At 67.6% G+C, this 11,625-nt stretch carries 12 protein-coding genes; 7 read left to right on the top strand and 5 right to left on the bottom strand.

Annotation, left to right across the window (positions count from 1 at the left end):
- Positions 1–46: 46 nt before the first annotated feature.
- Positions 47–1,477, bottom strand: a complete 1,431-nt coding sequence (locus tag MFF42_RS01770; protein ID WP_238254076.1) for a HAMP domain-containing sensor histidine kinase — start codon at positions 1,475–1,477, stop codon at positions 47–49.
- Between the two features lie 169 nt (positions 1,478–1,646).
- Here MFF42_RS01770 and MFF42_RS01765 point away from each other — a divergent pair, with 169 nt between their 5' ends.
- Positions 1,647–2,126 carry a cupin domain-containing protein gene (locus tag MFF42_RS01765; protein WP_238254075.1) on the top strand — a complete coding sequence of 160 codons (480 nt, stop codon included), beginning with the start codon at positions 1,647–1,649 and terminating at the stop codon, positions 2,124–2,126.
- Between the two features lie 280 nt (positions 2,127–2,406).
- Here the strand turns inward: MFF42_RS01765 and MFF42_RS01760 are convergent, their stop codons facing one another.
- Entirely contained in the window at positions 2,407–3,372 is a 966-nt protein-coding gene (locus tag MFF42_RS01760; protein ID WP_238254072.1) for a GlxA family transcriptional regulator, read from the bottom strand.
- A gap of 118 nt (positions 3,373–3,490) precedes the next feature.
- Here MFF42_RS01760 and MFF42_RS01755 point away from each other — a divergent pair, with 118 nt between their 5' ends.
- The 6 genes from MFF42_RS01755 (at position 3,491) to MFF42_RS01730 (ending at position 8,526) form a co-directional block, all read left to right on the top strand.
- Positions 3,491–4,168: an HD domain-containing protein gene (locus MFF42_RS01755; RefSeq protein WP_238254070.1), complete on the top strand. Its 678-nt coding sequence runs from the start codon at positions 3,491–3,493 to the stop codon at positions 4,166–4,168.
- 189 nt (positions 4,169–4,357) lie between these two features.
- On the top strand, positions 4,358–5,362 hold the full coding sequence (locus tag MFF42_RS01750) for a GlxA family transcriptional regulator (RefSeq protein ID WP_238254061.1): 1,005 nt from the start codon (positions 4,358–4,360) through the stop codon (positions 5,360–5,362).
- A gap of 262 nt (positions 5,363–5,624) precedes the next feature.
- On the top strand, positions 5,625–6,632 hold the full coding sequence (locus MFF42_RS01745) for a CobW family GTP-binding protein (RefSeq protein ID WP_238254060.1): 1,008 nt from the start codon (positions 5,625–5,627) through the stop codon (positions 6,630–6,632).
- 178 nt (positions 6,633–6,810) lie between these two features.
- Positions 6,811–7,545, top strand: coding sequence for a nitrile hydratase subunit beta (gene nthB, locus MFF42_RS01740; protein WP_238254053.1), 735 nt, complete (start codon positions 6,811–6,813; stop codon positions 7,543–7,545).
- Positions 7,546–7,555: 10 nt separating this feature from the next.
- The gene (gene nthA, locus MFF42_RS01735; RefSeq protein WP_238254051.1) at positions 7,556–8,179 is read left to right on the top strand and encodes a nitrile hydratase subunit alpha; all 624 of its coding nucleotides are present in this window, start codon (positions 7,556–7,558) and stop codon (positions 8,177–8,179) included.
- An 11-nt stretch (positions 8,180–8,190) separates the two neighbouring features.
- Positions 8,191–8,526, top strand: a complete 336-nt coding sequence (locus MFF42_RS01730; RefSeq protein ID WP_238254049.1) for a nitrile hydratase accessory protein — start codon at positions 8,191–8,193, stop codon at positions 8,524–8,526.
- 166 nt (positions 8,527–8,692) lie between these two features.
- Here MFF42_RS01730 and MFF42_RS01725 read toward each other — a convergent pair whose 3' ends face one another.
- From MFF42_RS01725 to MFF42_RS01715, 3 genes are all read right to left on the bottom strand, one after another.
- Complete coding sequence (locus MFF42_RS01725) at positions 8,693–9,544, bottom strand: ABC transporter ATP-binding protein (protein WP_238254047.1); 852 nt, start codon at positions 9,542–9,544, stop codon at positions 8,693–8,695.
- Positions 9,541–10,422 (bottom strand): ABC transporter permease, encoded by an 882-nt coding sequence (locus tag MFF42_RS01720; RefSeq protein ID WP_238254045.1) that lies wholly within the window; start codon positions 10,420–10,422, stop codon positions 9,541–9,543. Before MFF42_RS01720 ends, MFF42_RS01725 begins: the two co-directional genes overlap by 4 nt.
- 8 nt (positions 10,423–10,430) lie before the next feature.
- The coding region (locus tag MFF42_RS01715; RefSeq protein WP_238254043.1) for an ABC transporter substrate-binding protein at positions 10,431–11,625 on the bottom strand (1,195 nt) is incomplete at its 5' end.

The raw sequence follows: 11,625 nt of genomic DNA, 5'->3' as shown, positions 1-11,625 counted from the left end.
ACGACCGCATGGTCGTCCACGACCATGACGCGTATCTGCGGACCGATCATGTCGTCTCCCTGGCGATAAGGGCGGTCGGGAAGCTGACTTGCAGTCGAAAGCCCTGGCTCGGCGCTGTTCCGATCGCGATCTGCCCATTGAGAGCGAAGACGCGTTCACGCATGCCGAGCAATCCGATGCCGGCTGGCGGCCGTTGCGGCACATCAGCCGGCGCCCCGCGGCCGTCGTCTGCGATGGTCATCTGGACATCAGCGACGGCTCCCCTGGGCGAGGCTTTCAGGATGATCTCGATATTTCGGGCATTCGAATGGCGGATTGCGTTGGTGAGTCCTTCTTGAACGATCCGGTAGACGTGTACCGCTGCCTCGGACGGCAACTCGTCGAGGCGATCGTCGATCTGAAGCGCGAAGTTGACCTGAGTTCCGGCTCCCTGTGCTCGCTCGGCTACCAACGCCCGAAGGGCCACGCGCAGGCCCAGATCGTCGATTTCCGGAGGCCTGAGGCATGCGAGGGTGTTTCGTAGCGCCCGCATCGCGACCGATGCCATGGCAGCCAGTTCCGCGCACTCGGCCGCGACCGCGGGAGAAGCGGATTTGGCGTCTTCTTGGACTGATCGCGCCAGAAGGCTGAGAGCCGTCAATCGCTGTGCGACGTCGTCATGGAGTTCAAGCGAGAGAGCGCGCCGTTCGCGTTCCTGGGCATCGATCAGTTTCCGGGCTAGCTCGGAACGCTCCAGCATTGCCACCTGCAGGCTTTGGGATAATTCGTTGAGGACAGTCGAGATGAGGTGAAGTTCACGCAAGCGGAAGCTTGGCAGCCGATAGGACAGGTCGCCGCCCGACAAACGGTTGACGCCGGTCAGTATTTCATTCGCAGGGCGCAGCGCGTGTGAGATCGCGCCGTAGACGAGGATGCAAAGAATCGCCGTCAAGACGGCGAGCGCACCAGAGACCTGCTTCAATGCGCTCCAGGCCGAACCGACGACGGCGTCCGGGTTGATATCCGCTTCGACGGTTCCCCTCAGGGCGCCCTTGTGTTCGAGCGGCACACTCACATTCGATCCAGAGAAGAAAACAAGCCGATAGATATTCGCGAACCACTCCGGTGTCGCTGGACCATGCACATCGGCGCCAAGGCAGCTTGATCGTCTCTCATCGGTATTCGCGTCGGCAAACCGTACGCACTGGCCGGGATGGAGTGTGTATCTGGTTACGATCTCCCAGTCAGGAAACCGCACGGAGAGATCGGTAGCCCTGTCTATCCTCAGGAGTTGCGCGCGAAGCTGCTTTTGTACCGCCTCGGCAGTCTCGGTATTCCATCGTTTTGTTTTGGCGGCAACGTCATGCATCACGAAGGCGGCGGCACCGACCGCGCAAAGAAGCGAGATGAGAGCGATCCGGCCAACAAGTGCCCACTTCAGGTCGAGATTGCGCTGGTCCAAACGGCCCAATGTCTGCTCTGCGCTGAGTGCCGGCATCCCATCCTCCCGAAGATTCGAGTGTACCCGAGCCCTCGGCCCTGTCGGAAGTGCTGCCGGCAGATCATGCGATTTGCCCAGGGACATGTGGGCAATCTGCCGTAGCCGGGGGCACCGAGCCGCGCTTTAAGTGACGGAGCCTGTTCATGGTCAGCCGAAAGAGTAAGTGATGCGCTTCCGTCCCTGCTTGAGCTTAATCATCGCGCTTCTTGTTCTTGTACCGGAAGCGCGGGCGGCCGAAATGGTCATGGTTGCCGGCGAAGATGCCGTGAGCTGGACGCCTGCGCCGCCTTCCTTGCCGAAGGGGAGTGAGATCAGCATCATCGCGGGCGACCCGGACAAGCCGGGGCCTTTCACGCTCAGGCTGAGGTTCCCACCCGACTATGTCATTGCCCCGCATACACACGCCACCGATGAAAGCGTGACTTTGCTGTCGGGCAGCGTAATGCATGACATGGGGGAAACCATCGACAAAGAGCGCGGCAAGCTCTTCAAGAAGGGTGCCTTCCTCTATCTTCCCGCCAAGATGCCTCACTCGCTCTGGACAACGAGCGAGGGTGCCGTCATCCAGGTTTCCGGCACCGGCCCCTTCGGGCTCGACTACATCAACCCGGACCAAGATCCGAAAGGGATGCGCGACAAGAACTGAGATCGAGGACCTGGGGCAGGGCGGGCTGCCGCTGCACGACGACCGCGCATCAAGGGCATGACCGCCGACCGCAACGAGAACGGCCATACGATTGCCGAAGCGGCGCGATACGCCCGCGCCGGGCAGGCGCCGAATGTCGGCCGTCGTGCGGTGACCCGATGACGGATTCGTCCCCACCGGACGGACCTTCGAAGTGCCGCCTGCCGGGCCTCCGGTGTCCGCCCGTGGGGACCGGAGAGGCATCGCCCCGGCGCCCCTTCAGGGCCGCCACGGTCACGCGTCACCCGGGGGCGTGCAGGCGCCGGTACTCGGCGGGCGTGAGGCCGACCCGCCGAACGAAGGCCCGCCGAAGCGTGTCGGCATCCCGGAACCCGCAAGCGCCCGCGACCTGCTTCAGGGCGACCTCGCCCGTCTCCAGGAGGCGGCGCACCGCCTCGATCCGCACGGTCTCGACGTAGGCTGCGGGCGTCATGCCGGTCTCGGCCCGGAACACGCGCGCGAAGTGACGGGGGCTCATGCCGGTCCGAGCGGCCAGCCGCTCGACGCCGTGATCCTCGGCCGGATGCGCGGCGACCCAGCGTTGCGTTTCCTGCAGCGCCGAGCGGCCGGCCGGCGCGCTGACCCCCCGGCGGCTGAACTGCATCTGGCCACCGCCGCGCTTGAAGAACATGACGAGTTGGGCCGCCACTCGGCGCGCGATCTCGACCCCCAGATCCTCCTCCACGAGCGCCAGGGCGAGGTCGAGCCCGGCCGTGACCCCGGCCGCGGTCCGAAGCGGGCCGTCGAACAGGCAGATGGCATCCGCCTCAACCTGCGCCTCGGGATAGCGCACGGTCAGCATCTCGGCCACGGCCCAGTGCGTCGTCACGCGCCGGCCGCGCAGAAGGCCGGCTTGCCCGAGCAGGAAGGCCCCGCTGCAGACCGAGCCGTAGCGGCGGCAGCGCGCGGCAGCCTCCCGGAGCCACGCGAGGAGCTCGGCGCCGACCGCCGCCTCGTGCATCCGGGGCGCTCCGGCGACGAGGAGCGTATCGAAGGCCGGCTCCGCATCCGCGGGGGCGACGAGGTCCGGCAGCAGCCGTCGGCCCGACGAGGTCGTGATCGGTCCCGGTGCCGTGCCGACGACGGAGAGGCCGTAGACCTCCCGTCCGCACTGGGCATTCACTTCCGCGAAGACGTCGAGCGGTCCGGCCACGTCCAGGAGCTGAACGTCGGGCATGGCGAGAAGGGCGACCGACCGGGATGTCATCGGGGATCCGTGTCCGACGGTGCAGGCACGTTGGCAGAAATCGTCTTATTGCGGCGATTGATGCCAAGCCAGGCTTCCCATAGCTCAGGGCAACGCCGAGGGCAAAGGAGATCCGTCCATGAGCGTCCGTTCCGAAGCCGCCATCCCCGACAGCAAGCTCGCCCGTGCCATCACCGATTTCGTGCGCGACACCGAGACGGAGCTGCTCTTCAATCATTCGAGCCGGGTCTACCAATTCGGCGCCCTCGCCGGCGTCCATCGCGGCCTGACCTTCGACCGGGAGTTGCTCTACGCGGGCGCCATGTTCCACGATATCGGCCTGATGCCGGATCACAGCAGCGCGCAGGAGCGCTTCGAGGTGGACGGCGCCAACGCGGCCCGCGATTTCCTCACCGCGCACGGCGTGCCGGAGGCGGACGTCTACACCGTCTGGACGGCCATCGCGCTTCACACCACACCCGGCATCCCGGTCCACATGCATCCGGTGGTCGCCCTGGTCACGGCCGGCGTCGAGATGGATGTATTGGGCCTGACCTACGACCAGTATTCCGATGCCGAGCGCGACGCGGTCGTCTCGTCCTTTCCCCGCACGCCGGGTTTCAAGGAGGACATCATCCAGGCCTTCTACGACGGCATCAAGCACAAGCCGGACACCACCTTCGGCAACGTCAAGGCCGACGTCATCGCCGATAAGGAGCCGGGCTTCCGCAAGGGCAACTTCTGCAGCGTGATCCGGGCCTCCCGCTGGCCCGGCGGGGCGCATGCCCCGGGGTGCGGCTGCGGCCAGCATGATTGATCGTCGCGGGCCGGCCGCCCGGAACGTGCGACAAACCGCACGGCACGCCGCCTGCACGGGTCGAAACCGCCGGCCTGCTCAACGCTGACCGTCCCGACGGTCCCCCAGCCGGGCAAGACCATTCGGCGCGTCGCGGCAGGCGGGCTAATTCGAGCGGGTCAACCGGGTGGGGAGCCTGGCGGGATGACGATGGACCAGAAGACCGTCACGGTCGGGCTCGTGGCCCCCCGCAAATCCCAGGCGCTGGACGTCGTCGGGCCTGCCGACGCGTTCGCGCAGGCCGGTCAGGTGCGCGGCGCACGCGTGGCGTATCGAGTGACGCTCCTGGGAACGGAGCCTGGACCCATCACCGCGGCTTCCGGAATACGCATGCTGCCCGACCGCCTCATCGGCGAGGTGAGAGAGCCGTTCGACACTCTGCTGGTCGCCGGCAGCCCGGATTTCGAGGAGGGAAGCCGAGATCCGGAACTCCTGCGATGGATCGCCGGCATCGCGCCGAGGACCCGTCGGATCGGTTCCATCTGCAACGGAGCCTTCGTGCTCGCGGCCGCGGGACTGCTCGACGGACGGCGAGCGACCACCCACTGGCAGTTCGCCAAGCAGCTCGCGGAGATGTACCCGAAGGCTCACGTCGAGCCGGACCGCATCTTCGTCCGGGACGGCAACATCTACAGTTCGGCCGGCGTCACGGCGGGAATCGACCTTGTCCTGGCCTTGATCGAGCAGGATTGCGGCAGCGCCGTCTCGCTCGCCGTGGCGCGCGCGCTGGTCGTGTTCCTGCGCCGGCCGGGTGGGCAGTCCCAGTTCAGCGTGCACCTGCAGGCACAGCTGACCGAGCACGCGCATCTCGGACAGGTTCTCGATTTCGTGTTGGACAACCTGTCGGCCGACCTCTCGGTCGCGCAAATCGCGCGTCGCGCGGGCGTCAGCGAGAGAAGCCTGACCCGCCTGTTTCACGACGAACTCCGTACCAGCCCGGGTCGCTTCGTGGAGGTGGCGCGGGTGGAGGCTGCACGCGGCCTCCTCGAAGCAGGGCACCTGACCATCCAGCAGATCGCCTATCGCTGCGGCTTCGGATCGACCGACACGATGCGGCGCGCCTTCCTGCGGCATCTCCAGACCGCCCCGGGCGACTACCGCCGACGCTTCCAAGCGCCTGTCGTGGCCGGCTCGGCCGTAGACCAAGGTCCGTGATGGGTCGGTGAGGCCCGAGGGCTTGTGTCTCGAGCCCGTCCCGACAGGCGTCCAATCGGCCGGCGACCCGACCGTCCATGCCCTTGCGCGGAAAGGGATGCGAGCGCGGGCGGCATCGGATGCTCGATCGACGCGCATCCCGCTCGGCCTGTCCGAAATTGCGTTCGATCTGGCGGGATCTGTCGTGACGCCGGACTGTACGCCTGGATGACGGGCCACCTAATCTTCGCGGCACCGAAGCGGATCACAATCGAGGTGACGCATGCTGGCGACAGCGGCAAGGGTTCCTGTCACGGTGCTGACCGGCTTCCTGGGATCGGGAAAGACGACCCTCCTCAACCAACTGCTGGCGCAGGGCGAGGCCGAGGGGACTGCCGTCATCGTCAACGAGTTCGGCGAGGTCGGCATCGATGGCCAACTGGTCGTCGGCGTCGACGAGGACGTGATCGAGCTCAACAACGGCTGCATCTGCTGCACGGTCCGCGCCGACCTCGTCACCACGATCGGGCGCCTGCTTGCGCGGCCGCAGCCCGTGCGACGCATTCTGATCGAGACCACGGGCCTCGCCGACCCGGCCCCCGTCATTCAGAGCTTCATCCTCGACGAACATCTCAGGGCACGAACCGAACTCGACGCACTCGTGACCGTCGTCGATGCCCGCCACAACCCGCTCTGGCTGTCGATGGGCGAGAAGGTCGAGGCCGCGGGCGGGGAGAACGTCGCGCGGGAGCAGATCGCCTTCGCTGACCTCCTCCTCCTCAACAAGACGGACCTCGTGGACGAGACTGCCCTGGAGACCTGCGAGACCGAGCTTCGTCGCATCAACCCGCTCGCCCGCATCCGACGCATGCGGGACGGGGAGGTCCCGGCCGCGGAGGTGCTCGGCATCGGTGCCTTCGACCTGAAGAACGCGCTGACCATCGAGCCGGAACTCCTGTCGGACCTGGAGCACGAGCACGACGACGCCATCGCGAGCGTCTCGCTCCGCCCCGAGGGGGACCTCGATCCGACGGCGTTCTTCCGCTGGCTGAACCGCTTCGTGCAGGCGAAGGGGGCCGACATCCTGCGCATCAAGGGCATCGTCGCCCTCGTCGGCGAGGCGCGGCGCTACGTCTTCCACGGCGTGCACATGACCCTCGACGGCCGGCCCGGCAAACCCTGGCGCCCCGGCGAGCTACGGCGCGGCGAAATCGTGTTCATCGGCCGCGGCCTCGATGCCCAGGAGATCGCGGTCGGCTTGGCGCAGTGTCGGGCGGCGCAAGCGGCGTGAGCAGCCCGCGAAACGGGAGAGGACCGGCCGTGCCATCGCCCCTCGCTTTGGCCAGCACCAGCCCTGGCGTGCTCGAGGCAGGGCTCACACGTCCGCCCCTTGTGGCCGGGCACCGGATGCTGGCGAAGGCCCTCATCGAACCCCCCGCCGCCGCGCCGGCCCACTGAACGGAGGCCCCATGAAGCTCCAGCACACCCTCGGCGGCCTCGAAGGCCTCGACCCCGTCCAGCCCGAGTTCCGCGTCTTCGTCGAGCCTTGGGAAGAGCGCATCTTCGGCATCCACACTGCCATGATGGCGCTCAGCCCCCAGCTCAACCTGCCGCAGACGTCGAGCACCTTCGGCACGGTCTGGACCTGGGCCGACCTGCGCAAGGGCGCCGAGGCCATGAACCCCTTCGACTACTTCAAGTATCGCTACTACGAGAAATGGCTGGGCGGCATCTCGGGCTATTTCGTCGCCAACGGCTACATCACCCAGGCCGAGATCGACGCGCGCACGGACGAGTACCTCGCCGATCCGGCCAAGCCGCTGCCTTCGGGCGGCACCCCAGATGTCGACGACCGCATCCACACGTACCTGATGGACGGCGACTCGCCCTGGCATCAGTGGGCGGACAAGCCGCGTTTCGCCGTCGGCGACACCGTGCTGGTCGGCGATCCGCCGACGGTCGAGCATACCCGCCTGCCGGGCTACCTGCGCAACAAGGTCGGGGTCGTCGAGACCGTTTACGACGACGCGTTCAGCTACCTGTGCTCGACCGGGCCGGACGGCATCGGCCCGGCCATGCCGGTCTACTGCGTGAAGTTCGATCCTCAGCACCTCTGGCCCGGCAACGCCGAGCCCGGCTTCTCCATTTACGCCGACCTGTTCGACGCCTACCTGCGCCCGGTCGTGGACCGGGCCGCCGCGTGAGGGGATCTCGATGACCGACCGCTTCGCCTATCCCCAGGACCGCGAGGCGCGCAACGCAGCGCGCGTGCGGGCGCTCGAAGCCCTGCTGATCGAGAAGGGCGTGATCACCGACCAGACCGTCGACAAGGTCATGCAAACCTTCGCCACCGAGATGGGACCGTTCAACGGCGCCAAGCTCGTGGCGAGGGCCTGGATCGACGACGCCTTCAAGGCGCTGCTCGTGACGGACACAATGGCGGCTGTCGCGCAACTCGGGCTGCCGACGGGGGCGGCCGGCGCGGAAGGCGAGCACATGCGTGCGGTCGCGAACACGCCTCAGGTCCACAACCTCATCATCTGCACGCTGTGCTCCTGCTATCCCTGGCCGGTGCTGGGACTGCCGCCGTACTGGTACAAGGACCCGTCCTTCCGTGCCCGTGCGGCCCGGGAGCCGCGGGCGGTGCTCAAGGAGTTCGGGCTGGAGGTCGACCCGGCGAAGGAGATCCGCACCTGGGACAGCTCAGCCCAGATCCGCTGGTTCGTCGTTCCCGAACGGCCGGACGGCACGCAAGGCATGAGCGAGGACGACCTTGCGAAGCTGGTCACGCCGGAGGCGATGATGGGCGTGGCCGTCGCCCTGCCGCAGGCGGCCTGAGGGCGTCCGTCGTGCAGACGAGCTTCGAGCATTTCGCCGTCGCGAGCATGATGGGGCAGCCCGATACGCCGCCCCGCGCCAACGGCAGCCTCTGCTTCCATCAGCCCTGGGAGCGGCAGGCGTTCGGTTTGGCCGTGGCCCTTGCCCGGGACGGCTACTTTGAGTGGGAGGACTTCCGGCAGGCGTTGATCGCGGAGATCAGGGCGTGGGAGGTATCCCATTCCCCCAACGACCTCGACTGGGACTACTACGAGTGCTGGCTGACTGCACTCGAAGCCGTGACGCGGGCCAAGCCAGCCGCTCCTCTCGATAGAGGTGGAAGAGCTTCTTGTGGTTCAGCGTCATAGGATTTCTGGTTGATCAAATCGGTTTCGCCATCCGCCGTCATCGCGAGGCTCAGCGAAAGCAATCCAGGGCGCGACCTTTCCGGAGAGGGCGCGCGCTGGATCGCTTCGGCTCCGCCTCGCGATGACGGAAGTGGGCAAAGCCCGAGGTGATCAGGCGGAAACCGTATCACACCCCGATCGGGCTGAGCCGCGCGAGCGGCACCCCGCCGGGCGCGCTCTGGAGCAGCGCAAGGCAGCGCTGCTTGATCGCCGTGAAGCGCGGATCGGTGATCAGGCCGCGATCCCGGGGGCGGCCGAAATCGAGGGTGATGTCGTCGAGGATGCGCCCCGGGCGCGGTGTCATGACGATGAGCCGGTCGGCGAGGAACAGGGCCTCGTCGATGTCGTGAGTGACGAACAGGATCGTCGTCCGATGCTGCGTCCAGATGTCGAGAAGCAGTTCCTGCATCGTCAGCCGCGTCTGAGCATCGAGAGCCCCGAACGGCTCATCCATCAGCAGGACGCGGGGCTGGTTGATGAGGGCACGGGCGATCTCCACCCGCTGCTGCATGCCCCCGGACAACTCGGCGGAATAGCGCTCGGCGAAATCGGACAAGCCGACCTGCGCGAGGAGCGAGCGGGCACGCGCGCGGCGCTCGCGACGGCCCACGCCCCTCACCTTCAGGCCGAAGGCGACGTTGTCGAGGACGCTGAGCCACGGGAAGAGCGTGTGCTGCTGGAAGACGATGCCGCGATCGGGATGGGGTCCCGCGATCGCCCGCCCGTCGAGGCTGACTCTGCCGCGCGACAGGGCGAGGTGCCCGGCCACCGCCCCGAGCAGGGTCGACTTTCCGCAGCCGGAGGGACCGAGGATACAGACGAACTGGCGGCCCGGAATATCGAGGCCAATGTTCTCCACCACGTCGAAGGCGGCCTCTCTCGTTCCGAGCCGGATTGCGGCGTCCCGGATCGCGACGTGACCGTCGGCGCGATGTTCGTTGCCGGCGTGGAGGCCGGCCGAAGCTGCCCCCCCGCTCATCGCTGGCCTCCCGCGCCGACCCAAGGCGTCGCCAGAGCGCCGAGCCAGCGCACGACGAGGCTCGATCCCATCCCGAGCAGGCCGATCAGCAGCATGCCGACGACGATGTCGTCGTAATTCTGCAGCGTGTAGGATTCCCATGTGAAGTAGCCGATCCCGTACTGGCCGGAGATCATCTCGGCGGTCACGAGGCAGAACCACGCGGTGCCCATGCCGATCGCCGCGCCGGTGACGATGCTGGGCGCTGCGCCCGGCAGGATCACCTCCCGCAGGATCGCGGCCTTGCCCGCACCGAGGCTGCGGGCGGCGGCCACCAGCCGCGGATGCACCGATTCGACTCCGTGCACGGTGTTGAGGAGGATCGGGAACAGCGCACCCGTGAAGGTGATGAACGCCATCGAGACCTCGGAGGACGGAAACATCAGGATCGCGAGCGGGATCCAGGCGACCGCCGGGATTGGGCGCAGAACTTCGAGCGGCGGCTGCAGCAGGTCGCGGGCGAGCCGGGACCGGCCGATGGCGAGGCCGAGGGCGACGCCGACTCCGAGCGCGACGAGGAATCCTGCCAGCACCCGAGCCAGGCTCGCCCCGAGATGGGTCGGCAGCGCGGGCGCGTGGAGCAGCGCCCAGGCCGCCTGCGCCGCCGCCGCCGGGGTCGGCACGTTGCGGAAGGTGACGAGGCCGAGGTCGAGCCGGCTACTCGCCGCGACGTGCCACGCGAGCAGGCTCAGAGCCAGAGCGAGCCCGCGCAGTGCTAGGCGCCCGAGCGGGAGCTTTCGCGGCAGGGCTCGCAGGACCCCGGTTCGGACCGTCGCCTCGCGCGGCCCGCGGAGCGAGGCGGGTGACTTGATCGCCGGGGCACTCAGCGTCGGGGCCATCGGTCCGCTCATCGCGCGGAGAGTCGGGCTTGGCCGGCCCGTGCGGCGGGGAAGTCGATCACGTCGCCGCCCTGCGCCGCGGCGTAGGCCTGCGCGTCGCCTTTGAGCAGGAAGGCACTCAGGCCGCCCTGCGCATCGCGCACGTACCAAGCTTGGTTGGCGAACAGCTTGATCCCGGTCCCACGGTCCTGCGCGTAGAACGCGCGGGCTTCACGCCCCTGAATTTCGAGCTTGGCGAGGGTCGCAAGCGCCCCTTCGGGCGAGGAATAGTGGCGGACCTTCGCCTCGCCTCGGATCCACAGCTGTGCGACGCGGGACGGATCGGTGATCGGCTGGCCGGTGTCGGCGTCGTTGGCCGTGAGCGGCAGTGGGGCGTAATCCTTGAGCCGCGCCTCGTAATCGAGACCGGCCTGGGCCGAGGCCGCGCGGATGAAGCGATCCTCGACGAAGCGGTCGAGGTCGATGTCGGAATCAGCCTTCTTGAGGAATTTGAGCGTCTCGAAGGACGTCTTCACCGCCTGCCGATACTCCGGCTTCCAGGTGATGTCTCGGGTCTGCAGCCCCAGCGGGCCGTGGAACAGGTAGGCGACCTCCGCCTCGATCCCCGTCACACGTTCGATCAGTTCAGCGTACTTCTCCGGCTCAGCGGCGATCAGCCGGTCCGCCTCAATCGCGGCACGCAGGTAGGCGGTGACGATCTCGGGGTACTTCTCCGCATAGTCACCGTCGGCCAGCGCGCCGTGGAAAGTCGGAGCGTTGGCCTGCGCGCCGTCGTAGATCTTGCGGGCGAAGCCGCGCCAGGGAAACAGCTCGGCGAAGGGCACGAAGTCGGCATGCGCGTCGATCTTGTTGGCCAGCAGCGCCGCACCCGCCACCTCCGGCGCCTGGGTGATGATGGTGACGTCGCGACCCGGCTCCCAGCCCTGCGCCTTCACCGCCCGCAGGAGCAGCCCGTGCGAGGTCGACGCGAACGGCACCGAGATCGTCTTGCCCTTGAGCTCGGCCAGCGACTGCACCGGTGATTCCTTGGGCACGACGATGCCGTTGCCGCTGCCGCGCACGCTGCCGGAGAGAACCGAGATGAACAGCGAGCGGCGCCCGGCCTTGGCGAAGGCGTAGCCGTTGAGCGAGCCGGGGAAGTCGGCCATCGCCCCGAGATCGAGCTTGCCCGCCACCATTTCGTTGGTCAGCGGCGCGCCGCTG

Origin of the sequence: Methylorubrum podarium, assembly GCF_022179745.1 — a bacterium.
In the GTDB taxonomy this organism is placed as follows: domain Bacteria; phylum Pseudomonadota; class Alphaproteobacteria; order Rhizobiales; family Beijerinckiaceae; genus Methylobacterium; species Methylobacterium podarium.
This window is presented reverse-complemented; position numbering and strand designations above follow the sequence as displayed.